Source organism: Pseudomonas bohemica (genome assembly GCF_002934685.1).
In the GTDB taxonomy this organism is placed as follows: Bacteria; Pseudomonadota; Gammaproteobacteria; order Pseudomonadales; family Pseudomonadaceae; genus Aquipseudomonas; species Aquipseudomonas bohemica.
This window is the reverse complement of the sequence record NZ_NKHL01000083.1, coordinates 16,823-34,425: the sequence shown is the minus strand read 5'-3', so window position 1 is coordinate 34,425 and position 17,603 is coordinate 16,823. Positions and strand designations below refer to the sequence as shown.

General features: G+C 60.6%; 16 protein-coding genes. 4 read left to right on the top strand and 12 right to left on the bottom strand.

What is annotated here, in order from left to right; translation table 11 throughout:
• Positions 1-67: 67 nt before the first annotated feature.
• Together CE491_RS04575 and CE491_RS04570 are read right to left on the bottom strand one after the other, a co-directional pair.
• Positions 68-1,789 carry an acid phosphatase gene (locus CE491_RS04575; protein WP_110947176.1) on the bottom strand — a complete coding sequence of 574 codons (1,722 nt, stop codon included), beginning with the start codon at positions 1,787-1,789 and terminating at the stop codon, positions 68-70.
• A gap of 267 nt (positions 1,790-2,056) precedes the next feature.
• Complete coding sequence (locus CE491_RS04570; RefSeq protein ID WP_110947175.1) at positions 2,057-2,827, bottom strand: substrate-binding periplasmic protein; 771 nt, start codon at positions 2,825-2,827, stop codon at positions 2,057-2,059.
• 157 nt (positions 2,828-2,984) lie between these two features.
• On the opposite strand from CE491_RS04570, the gene dnaX reads away from it, so the two are divergent.
• The 4 genes from dnaX (at position 2,985) to recR (ending at position 7,509) form a co-directional block, all read left to right on the top strand.
• Positions 2,985-5,111 (top strand): DNA polymerase III subunit gamma/tau, encoded by a 2,127-nt coding sequence (dnaX, locus tag CE491_RS04565; RefSeq protein ID WP_110947174.1) that lies wholly within the window; start codon positions 2,985-2,987, stop codon positions 5,109-5,111.
• Between the two features lie 67 nt (positions 5,112-5,178).
• Positions 5,179-5,505, top strand: a complete 327-nt coding sequence (locus tag CE491_RS04560; RefSeq protein ID WP_110947173.1) for a YbaB/EbfC family nucleoid-associated protein — start codon at positions 5,179-5,181, stop codon at positions 5,503-5,505.
• A gap of 303 nt (positions 5,506-5,808) precedes the next feature.
• Positions 5,809-6,837: an NADP-dependent oxidoreductase gene (locus CE491_RS04555; RefSeq protein WP_110947172.1), complete on the top strand. Its 1,029-nt coding sequence runs from the start codon at positions 5,809-5,811 to the stop codon at positions 6,835-6,837.
• Positions 6,838-6,906: 69 nt separating this feature from the next.
• Entirely contained in the window at positions 6,907-7,509 is a 603-nt protein-coding gene (gene recR / locus CE491_RS04550) for a recombination mediator RecR (protein WP_110947171.1), read from the top strand.
• A gap of 73 nt (positions 7,510-7,582) precedes the next feature.
• Here the strand turns inward: recR and CE491_RS04545 are convergent, their stop codons facing one another.
• The 10 genes from CE491_RS04545 to CE491_RS04500 form a co-directional block, all read right to left on the bottom strand.
• A complete protein-coding gene (locus CE491_RS04545) occupies positions 7,583-8,131 on the bottom strand; it encodes an adenine phosphoribosyltransferase (protein WP_110947170.1) in 549 nt (182 codons plus the stop codon).
• 65 nt (positions 8,132-8,196) lie between these two features.
• Positions 8,197-8,931 carry a fumarate/nitrate reduction transcriptional regulator Fnr gene (gene fnr / locus CE491_RS04540; RefSeq protein ID WP_110947169.1) on the bottom strand — a complete coding sequence of 245 codons (735 nt, stop codon included), beginning with the start codon at positions 8,929-8,931 and terminating at the stop codon, positions 8,197-8,199.
• Between the two features lie 120 nt (positions 8,932-9,051).
• Positions 9,052-10,434 (bottom strand): oxygen-independent coproporphyrinogen III oxidase, encoded by a 1,383-nt coding sequence (gene hemN, locus CE491_RS04535; protein ID WP_110947168.1) that lies wholly within the window; start codon positions 10,432-10,434, stop codon positions 9,052-9,054.
• A gap of 138 nt (positions 10,435-10,572) precedes the next feature.
• Positions 10,573-11,256 carry a sulfite exporter TauE/SafE family protein gene (locus CE491_RS04530; protein ID WP_110947167.1) on the bottom strand — a complete coding sequence of 228 codons (684 nt, stop codon included), beginning with the start codon at positions 11,254-11,256 and terminating at the stop codon, positions 10,573-10,575.
• A 669-nt stretch (positions 11,257-11,925) separates the two neighbouring features.
• Positions 11,926-12,141 carry a cbb3-type cytochrome oxidase assembly protein CcoS gene (ccoS, locus tag CE491_RS04525; RefSeq protein ID WP_110947166.1) on the bottom strand — a complete coding sequence of 72 codons (216 nt, stop codon included), beginning with the start codon at positions 12,139-12,141 and terminating at the stop codon, positions 11,926-11,928.
• 18 nt (positions 12,142-12,159) lie between these two features.
• Positions 12,160-14,613 (bottom strand): heavy metal translocating P-type ATPase, encoded by a 2,454-nt coding sequence (locus CE491_RS04520; RefSeq protein ID WP_110947165.1) that lies wholly within the window; start codon positions 14,611-14,613, stop codon positions 12,160-12,162.
• A 4-nt stretch (positions 14,614-14,617) separates the two neighbouring features.
• Positions 14,618-15,157: a FixH family protein gene (locus tag CE491_RS04515; RefSeq protein WP_110947164.1), complete on the bottom strand. Its 540-nt coding sequence runs from the start codon at positions 15,155-15,157 to the stop codon at positions 14,618-14,620.
• A 12-nt stretch (positions 15,158-15,169) separates the two neighbouring features.
• Entirely contained in the window at positions 15,170-16,585 is a 1,416-nt protein-coding gene (gene ccoG, locus CE491_RS04510) for a cytochrome c oxidase accessory protein CcoG (RefSeq protein WP_110947163.1), read from the bottom strand.
• 191 nt (positions 16,586-16,776) lie between these two features.
• Positions 16,777-17,229: a type II toxin-antitoxin system VapC family toxin gene (locus CE491_RS04505; RefSeq protein ID WP_110947162.1), complete on the bottom strand. Its 453-nt coding sequence runs from the start codon at positions 17,227-17,229 to the stop codon at positions 16,777-16,779.
• Positions 17,229-17,480 carry a type II toxin-antitoxin system Phd/YefM family antitoxin gene (locus CE491_RS04500; RefSeq protein WP_110947161.1) on the bottom strand — a complete coding sequence of 84 codons (252 nt, stop codon included), beginning with the start codon at positions 17,478-17,480 and terminating at the stop codon, positions 17,229-17,231. The genes CE491_RS04505 and CE491_RS04500 overlap by 1 nt, the downstream gene beginning before the upstream one ends.
• Positions 17,481-17,603: the final 123 nt, after the last annotated feature.

Here is a 17,603-nt window from a genome sequence, read left to right as displayed (position 1 = left end):
GCGGCGGCAGGTCAACGAGGCAAACGTTGCAGAACGTCTCGGTGGCGTTGTGCACCGGCGCTTTTCTTCAGACGGGAAACCTCAGCGCAGCGGTCAGGTCACCCATGGGCGTTTGTCCTCGCGCGATCATGGCGCTGTCCCGCTCCACAAGCCCGTCGAGCTTTTCCAGGCCGTGCACCCGCGTGATCAGCCGCAGGATCGACGCGGTGTCGTAGACGGTGTGATCCACGGTGCCCTTGCGCGCGAATGGCGAAATGACAATGGCGGGAATGCGTGTTCCAGGCCCCCATCGGTCACCCCTGGGCGGCGCGACGTGATCCCACCAGCCGCCGTTCTCGTCGACGGTGACGACGATCACCATATTTTTCCATTGCGGGCCGTTGCGCAGCACTTTCACCGCACGATCGATGTGTCGATCACCGGCAGCGACGTCGGCGTAACCGGCGTGCATGTTCAGGTTGCCCTGGGGTTTGTAGAAGGTCACGGCAGGCAGCTTGCCCGCGTCGGCGTCAGCGAGGAATCCATTGGTGCTCGCTTCATCGCCCAGCCCGCCGTCGCGCAAGCGTTTTTTACGTTCCGCCGGGTTCTCCGGGCCTTGCTGTATAAAATAGTTGAACGGCTGATGGTGATACTGGAAATTGGGGATTTTGGGATTGCCCGGCGAATCCTTGTATTCATCCAGCGTGACCTGCCAGGCTCCGGCATACCAGGCCCAGTCGACGTTCTTCTTCGACAGCTTGTCGCCGATGTGCTCGTGGCTCTGCGGCACCAGCACGTTGGCCAGATTGGGCTGTGAGTAGTCGGGTTTCTCCTTGTCGCGCAACCAGGTCGGCCAGTAGGGCGGGGCCATGGTGTTGACCGCATAGCCATCCGGCGTCAGGGCACTGGGGCCGAATTGCGGGGGACCGGACATGGCGCTGGGCGGAGATTTTTCCAATGGCTTGAGGCGGTAATCCAGCGGGTCGCTGCTCTCCAGGGTAGCGATCTGCGACTTGGCGGCGGAGCTGGCGGCGTTCGGGTAGAACGGGGCCCTGGCCGAGATCAGATAATGGTGGTTAAGAAACGAGCCGCCGAAGGCGCCCTGGAAGAAGTTGTCGCAGAGCACGAACTCCCGAGCTACATCCCACAGGCGCAGGGAATATTGGCTCTGGCTGTAGTAACCCATCGGCAGACCGCCGGAATCGGCCCAGGCGACGAAGGCGTCGTTCTTTCCGCCGTTGATCTGCATCTGGTTCTGATAGAAGACGTGCCACAGATCGCGGGTCACGACACCCAGTGGCAGGTCTTCACCGCTCGGGCCCTTGAGGGCGAAAGGCGCGTTCGGCAGGTTTTCCTGATATTGCAGGCCGGTGGGGTAGGTGACGCCATCGAGGCTCTGCGGTCCGATCTGACATACGCCGCCCCAGCACGAGGGCAGCTTTTCCAGCACCTTGCCGTCGCGATCGCGTTGGCGATAGTCATCTGCCTTGACCGAAGACAGCGGCTTTTCCACGCCGGGAAAGTTGGCGAACAGGTTGTTGAAGCTGCGGTTCTCGGCATAGATCACAACGATGGTCTTGACGTTGTCGTGCAGCGCCTTGTCCAGTTCGGCGCCGCTAAGGGTGGATTCCAGCGAGGCGGATGTTCCATCCTCGACCGAATCACTGGCCGCAACCATGTTGCTCAGCGTCGCGCCCGCGCCCAGAACCGCCACCCCGCCCAGAAACCTGCGACGACCAGCGTCCGTCGGGGAATCGATGGAGGGTTCGCTGGCGGACGGTTTGGTGGGATCTCTGGGTGTATCGCTCATCACGGCTCCTGCTCGCTCGGTTGAAGTTGTTACCGATTACGTCGAGCGAGCCTAATGCCGGAATGTGACGTTGTTGCTACAGCTGCAAAGCGCCAATCCAGAGCCTTTGCTTGAGGTCGAGCATGCGTTCTGCCGAATGTGCCAATGCCTCCGCGCTGTTTTTTCAGCGGATCGGTCTCGGTCTTCGTGACCAAGATCACGCCCAGGGGAGTGCCGTCTTTTGCGATAAGCCGAATGCATTACACGCAGACGTGTGAAAGCTTGGATTCAGGGCGCGGCCGGCCGATCCGCAGGCAGACCGGAGACGGTGTTGTAGCGACTCATGATCCGGTCGATCTCACCTGACATACGCATGCGCAGCAGAATTCTCATCAACCGTTGCGCGGGGATGCTGGTATCGTTGCGCACGACGCAGCCCACTGGTTGCTCGTCGAGTACCGCCACGCCGCGCAGCTTCTGCTCTTCTGGCAGATTGCGGTTGAACCAGTCCAGCGACCACTGGTTGCCCACTGCATAGCGGTAGCGATGGATCTGCAGTTTCTGCAACACCTGCACTTCGCTGCGCGCATCGTCACGACGCAGCACGTCATTGTCGAACGCCGCTTGCAGGGTAGGGTAGGCGTAGCCCAGCACCGTGCCGATGGTCTCGCCGGTCAGGGTTAGGGGCGCTCTGGGCGCGGCGTTGTCAGGGGTGCTGATCAGTAAGTCGCGCTGAATCAACAGCGGCAGGCTCCAGGTATAGTCGCCTGAAAGGTTGGGCATCCACGACTGCGCGGCATAGCAGCGCACGTCGATGGCGCCGCGCTCCAGGGTGCGTTGCACGCGCTGCATTGGCACCACACGGTATTCCGCCGTCAGGTTCGCCTGGGCGGCCATGCTCTGCATGATGTCGAAGAGGAAGCCGCCGGTGGGCTGATGGTCATCGATCTGCACCAGCGGCATCGCCCACGCATCGGCAATGGAAAACCGCAAAGACGCTTCCCCGGCATGAGCGAACCCGCTCACTAGCAACACAGCGCTCAGTGCCAGCAGACGCATCAAGGTCCCTCGTGTGAACATTAACAACGGTATTGGGCAGTGGTGGCAGTCTAGCGACAGATTGTTTATATGCGTGCACTCATATTGCCCGGATGCAATTTTGCCCCCGCTCCGCTAGCATTAGCGGTCTTCCGCAACCCAGTCGCGACGGTTTTCAATGAGTTATCAGGTTCTTGCACGTAAATGGCGTCCGCGCTCGTTCCGCGAAATGGTCGGCCAGACCCATGTGCTCAAGGCCTTGATCAACGCGCTGGACAGCCAGCGCCTGCACCATGCCTATTTATTCACCGGTACGCGCGGGGTCGGCAAGACCACCATCGCGCGGATCATCGCCAAGTGTCTGAACTGCGAAACCGGTATCACCTCGACGCCCTGCGGCGAATGTTCGGTCTGCCGGGAGATCGACGAAGGCCGTTTCGTCGACCTGATCGAGATCGACGCCGCGAGCCGGACCAAGGTCGAAGACACCCGTGAACTGCTGGACAACGTGCAATATGCACCGAGCCGCGGGCGCTTCAAGGTCTACCTTATCGATGAAGTGCACATGCTCTCCAGCCACTCCTTCAACGCCTTGCTCAAGACGCTGGAAGAGCCGCCGCCGTACGTCAAGTTCATCCTCGCGACCACCGATCCGCAGAAGCTGCCAGCGACCATCCTGTCGCGCTGCCTGCAGTTCTCGCTGAAGAACATGACCCCGGAGCGTGTGGTCGAGCATCTGACCCACGTGCTGGGCGCGGAAAACATCCCATTCGAAGACGATGCGCTGTGGCTGCTCGGTCGCGCTGCCGATGGCTCGATGCGCGACGCCATGAGCCTCACCGACCAGGCCATCGCATTCGGTGAAGGCAAAGTGCTGGCCACCGATGTACGCGCCATGCTCGGTACGCTGGATCACGGCCAGGTCTACGACGTGCTGACCGCGCTGATCGACGGCGATGCGCGCTCCTTGCTCGAGGCCGTGCGTCATCTGGCCGAGCAGGGCCCGGACTGGAGCGGCGTGCTGTCGGAGATGCTCAACGTGCTGCATCGTGTCGCCATTGCCCAGGCGTTGCCCGAAGGCGTCGACAACGGCCATGGGGACCGCGACCGCGTGTTGGCCCTGGCCCAGGCATTGCCTGCCGAAGACGTGCAGTTCTATTACCAGATGGGGCTGATCGGTCGTCGCGACCTGCCTCTGGCGCCAGACCCGCGCGGCGGCTTCGAAATGGTGCTGTTGCGGATGCTGGCTTTCCGCCCGGCGGACAACGACAACGCGCCGAGACAGCCGCTAAAGTCGGTGGGGATCAACCCGGCCACGGTTGATTCCCAGACAACGGTGGCCGGTGCAGCGCCCGTTGCGTCGGCACCCGCGTACGTTCCGGCCGCCGCGGCGCCATCCCCCGTTGTCTTGCCCGTGGTTGAGCCGCCCGCGCCGGTCGCAGCACCTGCAACCGCGCCGACGGAAGAAGTCGACCTGCCGTGGAATGATCCCAAGCCGGCGCAGCCGATCAATGCGCCGGAGCCCGAGCCTGTTCCTGCACCCGTTGTCGAAGAAATCCCCGAGCCGGTGCTCGACACCGTGGCCGAGCAGCCTGAACTCACGCCAATGCCCGCCCCGGCGCCAGCCAGCCCCGTGCCGGATGCGCCGGAGGTCGAGTCTCAGGAACAGCTGCAAGCGGCGGCGGATGTGGTCACCCCGGCCATGCTCGAACACGTGCCCGATGCCGTGCCCTATGTGCCTGCGCCGATGGACCGTGACGACGAGCCGCCGCCGGATGACGACTATTTCGAACCGGATATCGACATTGATCCGGCGTCGTTTGCCTATCTCGATGATCTGGCCCACGAAACCGTTGAGGCAGTGGAGAAGGAGCCTGAGCTGTTGCCTGCTGCCAAACCCGCGACGGGGCTGGCTGCTGACTGGCTGGAGCTGTTCCCGAAACTGCCGATTTCCGGCATGACCGGCAGCATCGCCGCCAACTGCACGCTGATTTCGGTGCAGGGAGACAACTGGCTGCTACACCTGGATCCGGCCCACAGCGCACTGTTCAACTCGACACAGCAGCGTCGTTTGAACGATGCGCTGAACCAATACCATGAACGCACCATCAACCTGAGTATCGAGCTGATCAAGCCCGAGCAGGAGACCCCTGCTCAGGCCGCTGCCCGTCGGCGTGCCGATCGTCAGCGCCAGGCCGAGGCTGCGATTCACGGCGATCCGTTCATCCAGCAGATGATGGAGCAGTTTGGCGCGAGCATCCGCGAAGATACCATTGCCCCCGTCGATGCTCCGGTAACCCCTTAATGACCGCGAGGCGCTAAGCTGATTTGGCGCCGCGCAATGACCCCATCGACTTTCGAGGAGAACTCCCATGATGAAAGGTGGCATGGCTGGCCTGATGAAGCAGGCTCAGCAAATGCAGGAAAAAATGGCCAAGATGCAGGAAGAGCTGGCCAACGCCGAAGTGACCGGCCAATCGGGCGCAGGCCTGGTGAGCGTGGTGATGACCGGTCGCCATGACGTCAAGCGCGTCACTCTGGATGACAGCCTGATGCAGGAAGACAAGGAAATCCTTGAGGACCTGATCGCCGCCGCCGTCAACGACGCCGTGCGCAAGATCGAAGCCGCGAGTCAGGAAAAGACTGCCAGCATGACCGCCGGCATGCAATTGCCGCCAGGCATGAAGCTGCCGTTCTGATCAAGCATCAGGTGTAGACCAATGCCAGGCCCAGTGCCTGGCATTTTTGTGTGTGGCGTTTGCACACGCTCGCCGATGGCTCGGCTTGCTCATCCTGTAGGAGCGCGCTTGGCCGCGAATGCTCTGTGTCGGCCTCTTAAGCCTCCACAGGCCTTCCGCAATCGCGGGCACGCGCTCCTACAGAATGGCTGCGGCAAGGATTATGATGTGTGTCATATTGCTGCCACATCCAACCGAACCCCGCCCGACACCCACGGTCTGCTTTCTATAGTCCCGAATCGATCATTCAAGGAGTTACTCCCGATGTCGCAAGAATTGATCCTCAACCAGCGTGTCGTCCTTGCCTCTCGCCCCGAAGGCGCGCCGACGCCTGAGAATTTTCGGCTCGAACGCGAGGCATTGCCCGACCTGGAAGATGGCCAGGTTCAATTGCGCACCCTTTACTTGTCCCTCGATCCTTATATGCGCGGTCGCATGAGCGATGCGCCGTCCTACGCGCCGCCGGTGGAAATCGACGCGGTGATGGAGGGCGGGGCAGTTAGCGTGGTCGAACAGTCGCGCAATCCGGCGTTCAAGGAAGGCGACCTAGTGGTCGGTCAGACCGGCTGGCAGACCCACAGCATTTCCGATGGCGAAAACCTGTTGGCAATGCCCAGGGATCTGCCAAGCCCGTCAATGGCCGTGGGCGTGTTGGGCATGCCGGGGATTACCGGTTACATGGGCCTGATGGACATCGGCAAGCCCAAGGCCGGGGAAACCCTGGTCGTGGCCGCCGCCTCGGGTGCAGTAGGTTCGGTGGTCGGGCAAGTGGCCAAGTTGCACGGGCTGCGTGTGGTCGGTATCGCTGGAGGAATCGACAAGTGCCGCTACGTGATGGACGAGTTGGGTTTCGACGCGTGCGTCGATCACAAGAGCGAGCATTTCGCCGAACAGCTCAACGAAGCCTGCCCCAGCGGCATCGACATCTATTTCGAGCTGGTGGGCGGCAAGGTGTTCGATGCCGTGTTGCCGCTGCTCAATCAGCATGCGCGAGTTCCTCTTTGTGGCCTGATCGCGCAATACAACGCGCCACGCCTGCCGGATGGCCCGAATTATCTGCCGCTGCTGATGCGTACGTTGCTGACCAAACGTGCGCGGATTCAGGGCTTCATCGTTTACGAGGAGTACTACCATCGCCTGGAAGAATTCATGCAGGCCATGGTGCCGTTGGTGAAGGACGGTAAGGTCAAGTTCCGCGAAGACGTGGTCGACGGGCTGGAGCACGCCCCGGATGCATTCATCGGCATGCTCGAGGGCAAGAACTTTGGCAAGCTGGTGGTCAAGGTGTCGTAAGGGTGATTTGACGCTTGTCGGAGGCGCGGGTATAAACCGCGTCTCGTGTTTTTGTGAGACTTTTCTTCAATGAGCTTCAGCCCTCTGATTCGCCAATTGATCGACTCCCTGCGCATCTTGCCCGGCGTCGGTCAGAAAACCGCCCAGCGCATGGCGTTGCAGTTGCTTGAGCGCGATCGCAGCGGGGGTTCGCGCTTGGCTCAGGCGTTAAGCCAGGCCATGGAAGGCGTCGGTCATTGCAAACAGTGCCGCACCCTCACCGAAGACCAGCTCTGCCCGCAATGTGCGGACAATCGGCGTGACGACACGCTGCTGTGTGTGGTGGAAGGGCCGATGGATGTCTACGCCGTAGAGCAGACCGGCTATCGCGGTCGTTACTTCGTGCTCAAGGGCCACTTGTCGCCGCTCGATGGCCTGGGGCCTGAAGCGATCGGCATTCCGCAACTGATGACGCGGATCGAGGAGCAGGACACCTTTACCGAGGTGATTCTGGCCACCAATCCGACGGTGGAGGGCGAAGCCACCGCGCATTACATCGCGCAGTTGCTGCACAACAAAGGCCTGATCACCTCGCGTATCGCTCACGGCGTACCGCTGGGTGGCGAGCTGGAGTTGGTCGATGGCGGTACCTTGGCGCATTCGTTTGCCGGAAGGAAGCCGATCAAGCTCTAAGCTTCAAGCGAAGGTGCAACAGGTGCTGTGTTGACCTTGCTCGCAGCTTATGACTTGCGACTTGTAGCTGCCTTTACTTATCGCTCAACGCAAACTGCGTCAGGCAGAACGTCGGGATTTCCATGTCTTCCAGGCGTTGCGAGCCGCCCAGTTCCGGCAGATCGATAATCGCGGCGGCTTCATGGACCCTGGCGCCCATGCGGCGAATCAGGTTGGCGGCGGCGATCAGCGTGCCGCCGGTCGCGATCAGATCATCGAACATCACCACCGAGTCGCCATCGCACAGGCTGTCGGCGTGGACTTCCAGAAACGCTTCGCCGTACTCGGTCTGATAACCTTCAGCCAGCACATCAGCCGGCAGTTTGCCCTGCTTGCGGAACAGCACCAGCGGTTTGTTCAGTTCATAGGCGACGATCGAGCCGATCAGGAACCCCCGCGCATCCATTGCCCCGACATGGGTGAAGTCCGATTCGATATAGCGCTGGACGAAGCTGTCGATCACCAGACGCAGGGCCTTGGGCGACTGGAACAGCGGCGTGATGTCACGAAAGATGACGCCGGGTTTGGGGAAATCCACCACCGGGCGGATCAGGGATTTGAAGCTGAATTCGTCGAAAATCATCAAAAGGTCCTGGGCAGGAGCACGCGCAAAGTGCGTAGTTTAAGCCTGCCTGCCCCTGACTTCCATCAGCTTTCCAGTGAACCACCTGCCAGGGCGCACAGCTGGATAGGGTCCAGGATGTGGATTTCCTTGCCTTCGGCGGCGATCAACTCGTTCTGCTGAAAGCGCGTGAACACCCGCGAGACCGTTTCCACAGCCAGCCCCAAATAATTGCCGATCTCATTGCGCGACATGCTCAAGCGGAACTGATTGGCCGAAAAACCCCGCGCCCGGAAGCGTGCCGACAGGTTGACCAGAAAAGTGGCGATGCGCTCGTCAGCGGTCTTCTTCGACAGCAACAGCATCATTTGCTGATCGTCGCGAATTTCCCGGCTCATCACCCGCATCAACTGGCGACGCAATTGCGGCAGTTGCACCGACAATTCGTCCAGACGCTCAAAGGGTATTTCGCACACCGATGTCGTCTCCATCGCCTGGGCCGAAACCGGATACGCCTCGGTATCCATACCCGACAGACCGACCAGTTCGCTGGGTAAATGAAAGCCCGTAAGCTGTTCTTCGCCGCCGTCACTGAGGCTGAAGGTCTTCAACGCTCCGGAGCGCACGGCGTAGACCGAATCGAAGGCATCGCCCTGACGGAACAGAAACTCGCCTTTCTTCAGAGGACGGCCGCGTCTGACGATCTCGTCCAAAGCATCCATGTCTTCCATGTTCAATGAAAGCGGGAGGCACAACGGCGCCAGGCTGCAATCCTTGCAGTGAGCCTGGGTGGGAGCACGCAACTTGACTGGCTCAGACATCGGGTAATTCCTTATAAGAAAACACACATTAGTCGTAAGGGTAACCCAAGGGTTTAAGCTTCGACCAGCACGCGCCCTCCGTGGCGTGAAAATGATTCCTACCGCTTCTGGGGAAATTTCCTAGATAACTCTGGAAAATCTCTGGCGGTTTTGTAGATCAAGGTAAGCATCGAAGACCATGCAGATCGAGCGCACCAGCAGACGTCCAGCCGGTGTCACGCGCATGCCACTGGCGTCCAGGTGAATCAGCCCGTCCTTGGCCATGGTCAGCAGTCGGGGCCATACGTCGTTGAAATAGCCGCGAAAATCGATGCCGAATCGGTTTTCTATCATGGCGAAATCCAGCGAGAAATGACAGATCAACTGCGCGATGACGGCTCGACGTATGTGGTCGTCGACGTTGCACACCAGGCCGCGTTTGGTCGCCAATTGATCGCTACCCAGCAGACTCTGATACTCGGCAAGGTCGCTGCTGTTCTGCGCGTAAAGATCGCCCACCTGGCTGATGGCCGAGACGCCCAGACCGATCAGATCGCAATGGCCGTGGGTGGTATAGCCCTGAAAATTGCGTTGCAGCGTGCCTTCTTCCTGAGCGGTGGCCAAATCGTCGTCGGGTAGGGCGAAGTGGTCCATGCCAATGTAGCGATAGCCTGCGCCGGTCAGCTGTTCGATGGTGCGCTGGAGCATCTGCAGTTTGTGTTCGGCGCTTGGCAGTTGTGCGGTGTCGATGCGCCGTTGCGGCATGAAGCGTTCCGGCAGATGCGCGTAGTTGAACACTGACAAACGATCGGGCTGCAGGGCAATGACCTCATCCACGGTGCGCGCGAAACCGTCCGGGGTCTGCAATGGCAGGCCGTAGATCAGGTCGATGTTCACCGAGCGGAATTGCAGAGTGCGCGCTGCTTCGACGATGGCGCGGGTTTCATCCACGCTTTGCAGGCGATTGATGGCACGTTGCACCAGGGGATCGAGGTCCTGCACGCCGAGGCTGACCCGATTGAAGCCCAGTTCACGGAGCAGGCCCATGGTCGACCAGTCGGCCTCGCGAGGGTCGATTTCGATGCCGTAATCGCCGGTGTGCTGATCCAGCAGGGTGAAATGCTTGCGCAGATGCGCCATCAGTTGTCGCAGTTCGACGTGGCTGAGAAAGGTCGGCGTGCCTCCGCCGAAGTGCAGCTGCTCGACCACCTGGCGGCCGTCGACGTGGCAGGCGATCATCTGGATCTCCTGCTGCAGGCGCTGCAGATAGGCTTGCGCGCGGCCGCGATCTTTGGTGATGACTTTGTTGCAAGCACAGTAGTAACAGATGTTGGCGCAGAAAGGGATGTGCACGTAGAGCGACAACGGCCGTACGGCCTTGCGGCTTTCACGCAGCGCATGCAGCAGATCGAAAGCACCCACCTGATTATGAAACTGTAACGCAGTGGGGTAGGACGTATAACGCGGTCCTGTCAGATCGTGGCGGCGGATGAGTTCAGAATCCCAACGAAGGTCGTCGAGCATGCGGGCATTCCCGAAAAGGCTGGCGGTAAATGCATTTTAAGGAATGAGTAGGTGAGGGGTATTGATTTGGGTCAAGGAAGGCGCGATGGTGGTTTGCGGGGTCAAACACCGATTCTTCAGCAGCACGGCCTCTATGCGTCAATGCCCCATCAACCAATGCTGATGCGGCCCGGGCAGGGTCCACAGGCCAAACAACATGACCAGCAATCCCCCGGCAATGCGTACGCCGCGTTTACGCAACAGCGCAGTGGTTCGCTCGGCGGCGAGGCCCGTGGCCAGCAGCACGGGCCAAGTGCCGATGCCAAACGCCAGCATCAATAGCGCGCTGGACAGCGCATTGCCCTGGCTGGCGGCCCACAACAGGCTGCTGTAGACCAGCCCGCACGGCAGCCAGCCCCACAGCGCGCCGAGCAACAGCGCCCGGGGCAGGCTCGATACCGGCAACATTCGACGAGCCCATGGCTGGATATATCGCCACAACCAGCGCCCCAGCCCTTCGATGCGCGTCAACCCGCTCCACCATCCCGCCAGATACAGCCCCATACAGATCAATAGCAAGGCGGCAATCACCCGCAACAGCATTGCGCCTGGACTGTTGGCCACTGCCCAGCCTGCCAGCCCAATCAGAAGTCCAGCGCAGGCGTAGCTGAAAACTCGCCCCAGATTGTAGGCCAGCAGCAGGCGAAAGCGTCGGCTGCGTTGCTCCCTGGGGATGGCCAGCGTCAGTGCCCCCATCAGCCCGCCACACATACCCAGACAATGCCCACCGCCCAGCAGGCCGAGGATCAACGCCGAGAGCAGTTGGGGGAGCAGGTCAATCATGACGTTCGCCTGATGCTTCGTGGATGTCTGTTCGGACGCCTTCGTGAGCAAGCTCACTCCTACAGGGAATGGGTAGCGAGCACCGGTATTGCGCCATTTGCGTGCTGTGTGGGAGCGAGCTTGCTCGCGAAGAGGCCGACACGACCGACGCAAAAGCCGAATGTTTTGCCCTGGCAAGCTCACTCTTACAGGGAATGGGTAGCGAGCACCGGTATTGCGCCACTTGCGTGCTCTGTGGGAGCGAGCTTGCTCGCGAAGAGGCCGGCACGACCGACGCAAAAGCCGAATGTTTTGCCCTGGCAAGCTCACTTCTACAGGGAATGCGTAGCGAGCGCCGGTATTGCGCCACTTGCGTGCTCTGTGGGAGCGAGCTTGCTCGCGAAGAGGCCGGCACAACCGACGCAAAAGCCGAATGTTTCACCCTGGCAAGCTCAGTTCTACAGGGAATGGGTGCCGAGCGCCGGTATTGCGCCACTTGCGTGCTCTGTGGGAGCGAGCTTGCTCGCGAAGAGGCCGGCACGAACGACGCAAAAACCGAATGTTTCACCCTGGCAAGCGCAGTTCTACAGGGAATGGGTAGCGAGCACCGGTATTGCGCCACTTGCGTGATCTGTGGGAGCGAGCTTGCTCGCGAAGAGGCCGGCACGAACGACGCAAAAACCGAATGTTTCACCCTGTCTTCTTCCCATCCACCTGCTGCACATTCTTGCCCGATGCCTCATCCACCCCCGCCTTATGATTCGGGTCCTGATCATCGAACAGAATGCTGTGCGCCGGTCCGTCCAGGTCGTCGTACTGGCCGCTGTCCACCGCCCAGAAAAACACATAGATCGCCACCGCCACGATCAACAGGGCCACCGGAATCATGATGTAAAGCGCGGGCATTGAAGCCTCCGGAATCCGTTACTCGGGCAACGGGCGTTGATGGCCCGTCAGAGCGGGTGGGAGGGCACCGGTTTTAATCCGGACCAGACGCAGGGCATTGAGCACCACGATCAGCGAACTGACCGACATGCCCGCCGCCGCCCACAGCGGAGTGATCCAGCCAATGGCGGCGAAAGGCAGCATGAGGCCATTGTACAGACCGGCCCACAACAGGTTCTCGATGATGATGCGCCGGGTGCGCCGGGCCAGCTCGAACGCTTGCACCAGCGCCTGCAGGCGGTTGGACAGCAACACCGCGTCGGCGCTGGTCCTGGCCAGATCGGTGGCCGAGCCCATTGCGACGCTGATGTCGGCCGCTGCCAGCACCGGCACATCATTGACCCCATCGCCTAGCACCAATACCTTGCGCCCCTGAGTCCTGAGCTGCTGCAGGACCTTCAGCTTCTCATCCGGCAGCAGGCTGCCACGTGCTTCGTCGATGCTCAGCTGCGCCGCGACACGGGCCACCATCGGCGAGCTGTCGCCCGATAACAGCACGGTTTTCCAGCCGCGCTGCCTGCAGGCCTCGACCAACGCCGCGGCGTCATCGCGCAGACGATCATCGAGCACCAGCCACGCCAACGCTTGCTGTTCATCGCCCAGCAGCAGCCATTGCCCCGGTTCATCCGGCATCGCGGGCACCGGACTGTCGCTCAGCGCGCAGACGAACGCCGGTTGGCCGATCCGCAACAAATGGCTGCCAACACGGCCCTCCAGACCCAGTCCCGGCATGCTGATCACCTGATCGGCGTTCAGCGGAGTGCTACCGAATGCGCGGGCGATGGGGTGTTCCGAATGGCTTTCCAGCGCCGCCGCCAGACCCAGGCATTCGTCGCTGTCCAGCGAGCCCAGACTGCGAATCGCGCGTAATGTGAGGCGGCCTTCTGTCAGCGTGCCGGTCTTGTCGAAAATAACGGTGTCGATCTGATTCAGCACCTCAAGCACATGGCCTCGGGTCAGCAACAGGCCAAGCCTGTGCAGCGTGCCGGTGGCCGTGGTCAGCGCCGTCGGGGTCGCCAGTGACAGCGCGCAAGGGCAGGTGGCTACCAGCATCGCCAGCACGATCCAGAACGCCCGAGTGGGGTCCAGTTGCCACCACACCAACCCGATGACAGCTGCGCAAATCAGCGAAATCAGCAAGAACCATTGAGCGGCGCTGTCGGCGATCTGCGCCACCCGCGGCTTTTCCGATTGGGCCCGTTCCAGCAGCCTGACGATGGCCGAAAGCCGAGTGTCGTGGCCAAGAGCGAGGACTTCCACGGTCAGCGCGCTTTCGACGTTCAGCGTACCGGCGGTGACCGCGTCCCCGGGGCGGCGAGCCTGGGGCAGGTATTCCCCGGTCAGCAGCGATTCGTCGATGCTCGACTGGCCGGACACGATGCGCCCATCGGCTGGCAGCACCGCGCCCGGGTGCACCCGCACGCAATCGTTGACCCGCAGTTCGCTCAGCAGAATGCGCTCGCTCTGGCCACGTTCATCCAGGCGCAGGCAGGATGCCGGTAACAGATTGACCAGTTGCGCCGTGGCCGCCGCAGTGCGTTCGCGGGCGCGGCGTTCGAGATAACGCCCGGTGAGCAGAAACAGCGCGAACATGCCCACCGCGTCGAAGTACAGCTCGCCGTTGCCGGTGATTGCCGTCCAGATGCCGGCCAGATAGGCCATGCCGATGGCCAGCGACACCGAAAGGTCCATGGTCAGATGGCCGGTGCGCAGATCACGCAGGGCGCCCTTGAAGAACGGCACGCAGCTGTAGAACACGATTGGGGTCGTCAGAAACATCGCCACCCAGCGCAGGATGGTGTGCATTTGCGGGCTCAGATCGATATTGAATTCCGGCCAGGTGGCCATGGTCGCCATCATCGCCTGAAACCACAGCAAGCCCGCGACCCCCAGTTGACGCAGGCTGCGGCGATTTTCTTGCGCCAGTTGCTCGGTGGCCTGGTCGGCTCGATAGGGGTGCGCGGCATAGCCGATGCTGAGCACCTCACTCAACACCTGGCTCAGCGGCAGCGCCGCGTCGTTCCAGCGCAGTTGCAGACGATGGTTGGACAGGTGCAGGCGAGCCTCGACAACTGCCGACAAGCTGCGCAAATGACGCTCGATCAACCACCCGCACGCCGCGCAACTGATGCCTTCGATCAGCAGCGTGGTTTCAGCCAGATTGTCGTCGTGACGCACGAACGGCGCCTGTACATCGGGACGATCGTACAGTGCCTGTTCATCCGTCAGCTGTGCGGGCAACGTCCGAGGATTGGTCGAGGATTCGCTGCGATGGCTGTAGTAGCTTTCCAGGCCGCCATCGACAATCGCTTGCGCCACCGCCTGACAACCAGGGCAGCAAAACTCGCGCCGTTCGCCGAGCACGACAGCGGTAAAACGAGCGCCACGGGGGACGGGCAGGGCGCAGTGGTAGCAGGGATTGAGCGCGCTCACGTCGTTACTTCTGACGGGCTTCGGCACCCTGGATCGGCTCGTCGCCCAGGATCAGATCCTTGTCGCGCAAGATGGACTCCTCCTCGAACAGTCGCCAGGTCTGGGTGTTTTCTACGCCGAGCAATTCGACGAAGCGGCGCCCTTCGACCCGGTCGCTAAGTTGTCCGACATAGCGCCCCGGTTGCGCAGGGGAGCGAGCCAGGACGATCTTGCGGTCCTTTTCCGGCTGGGTCGGGGAGATCAGGTTCAACACCAGGGTTTCCGGCTGGCTGTCGCCGGTCAGGCGCAGGCTCGCTTCACCGGTGACATCGTCCAGGCTCACGGTGGCGCGCAGGTTCAGGGTTTGTGCGAGCAGTTCGCGGTCCAGCGAACGGTTGATGCCTTTGCCGGCCTCGTAGTAATTGTCGCTGACCAGGTTGTCGGGGTGAGTCACGGCGATCGTCACCATCGACAGGGTCAGGGTCACTGAGCAGGCCAGAATACCAATGATGATCCACGGCCAGAGGTGCTTGTACCAAGGGCTTACAGCAGTTGCTACGGTCATGTCTGACTTCTCTCAACGAACGTGTGGGCCGATGAATCGGCTCTTGGCTTGCACTTCGGTACCGCTGTTCTCGATGTCCTTGAGGATGAAGCGAATGTCGTTGGTGCTCGACGTCAGTTGTTCGGGGGCAACCGACAGCTCCACCGGCAGGGTGAAACTCTCGCCTGCGGGCACCCTGATCTCGCGCCGGCCTTGCAGTTTCAGGCCGGGCAAACCGGTGGCGTCGAGCACATAGGTGTGGTCGGCCTGATCCTTGTTCATCACTTTCAGGCTGTAAACGTTCTCGATCCGGCCCTCGGCGTTTTCGCGATACAACATGCGATCCTTGCTGACGTCGAAGCCCACCAGCGAACGCATGAAAAATGCCCCGCTCAACACGCCGATCATCACCAGCAGTACCACCGCATAGCCGATCAGACGCGGACGCAGCTTGTGCGTGACCTGGCCGGTAAGGTTGTGCTCGGTGGTGTAGCTGATTAGGCCGCGAGGGTAACTCATCTTGTCCATGATCGTGTCGCAGGCGTCGATGCACGCCGCACATCCGATGCACTCGATTTGCAAACCGTCGCGGATGTCGATGCCGGTGGGGCAGACCTGGACGCACATGGTGCAATCGATGCAGTCACCCAATCCTTGAGCCTTGTAGTCCAGATCCTTTTTACGCGGGCCACGCTTCTCGCCGCGACGTGGGTCGTAGGAAACGATCAGCGTATCCTTGTCGAACATCACGCTTTGAAAACGCGCATAAGGGCACATATAGATGCACACCTGCTCGCGCAACCAGCCGGCGTTGCCGTAAGTCGCGAGGGTGAAGAAGCCGACCCAGAAGTACGACCAGCCGTCCGCCTGGCCGTTGAAAAATTCCACGGTCAATTCGCGTATGGGGGAGAAGTAGCCAACGAAGGTCAGTCCAGTGATCAGGCCAATCAACAGCCACAGTCCATGTTTGGCGAATTTGCGACCGAATTTGCTGGCGCTCAACGGTGCATTGTCCAGCTTCATGCGCTGATTGCGGTCGCCCTCGGTGACCTTTTCGCACCACATGAAAATCCACGTCCAGACACTCTGCGGGCAGGTATAACCGCACCACACGCGGCCGGCGAAAACGGTGATGAAGAACAGCCCGAACGCGCTGACGATCAGAATGCCCGACAGCAGAATGAAATCCTGCGGCCAGAACGTCGCGCCGAAGATATAGAACTTGCGCTCCGGCAGATTCCACCAGACCGCCTGATGCCCGCCCCAGTTGAGCCAGACCGTGCCGAAATACAGAACAAACAACACGATGCCAGCGCCGATTCGCAGATTGCGAAACACACCGGTGAACGCCCGGGTATAGATCTTCTCCCGGGAGGCGTAGAGGTCAACGCTGTCACCGTCCTTTTTCGCGGGTGGGGTGACGTTGTGTACCGGAATCTGGTTACTCATCGAAGCATGCTCATCCAAACGTCACGGGGCAGTGGAAAATTGCCTCGGCCAGTGCGTGCCGGTCGGGGTCATTGAATGCTTATAAAGAGCCGCACTGTCCTCTCTGTGACTTCAGTCGACGGCTGTTCCCGCAGGGCTCAAACGGCTCGGCTTCTGCTCGGCGGTTGCTGGTGTAATGTCGTCGTCAATGCTCAGTTCTCAACGCCATACGGCACAGGCTCGTCATTCAGCTGACTGTTCCAGGGATTGAACAACATGACCCCGCTTCCAGTGAAGTCTGCAGTATTGCGGGTTACTACTGTCATGCCGTGAACCAGGGCCGTGGCAGCGATCATTGCATCGTATTCACTGCGCGGATCTGGAACATGCATGCGTGCGCATTTGACCGCCACGGCGGCATCAATGGGCAAAATGCGCCCCGCAAATGCAGGGAGTACATGATAATCGAGCCAGGTCCTGAGCAACGACGACTGAGCTGAGTCATGCCGTTCGAGCCTTAGAATTCCAGTCTCCAGCTCAAGGACTGTGATCGCCGAGAGGTAGAGACTGGAAGAAGGAATCGGTCTAGCCCATCGCAGGACGCTCGGATGAGCTTTATGGTTTTTGCGAAGCTCGGAGACCACGTTGGTATCGAGGAGGAACATTAGGACAGGTCCACTTCTCGAGGAGTGATGACGGGGCGCTGCGGTTGAAAGTCGATATCTTCGGTGCCGGGCATCGCCAGCATATCGACGATACTGACCGAGCCGCCCGTGAGTTTCTGGTAATCCTCGATGGTCAAGAGCACATGCGCTGGACGGCCCCGATCAGTGATGAAGACTGGGCCCTTTTTGGTGGCCTTTTTTGCGCCGCTGGTGTCTTGATTGAATTCGCGGCTGGAAATCGTGGTGATCATCGAAGGCACCCCTTTACATTGATTTGGCATTGGATGTAGCGATGTAGTTATGTTGCTACTTGATGCCGGGCATCCTAGGCTGATCGTAGTGATTACTCAACAGCCTATATGTAACCGAAGAAG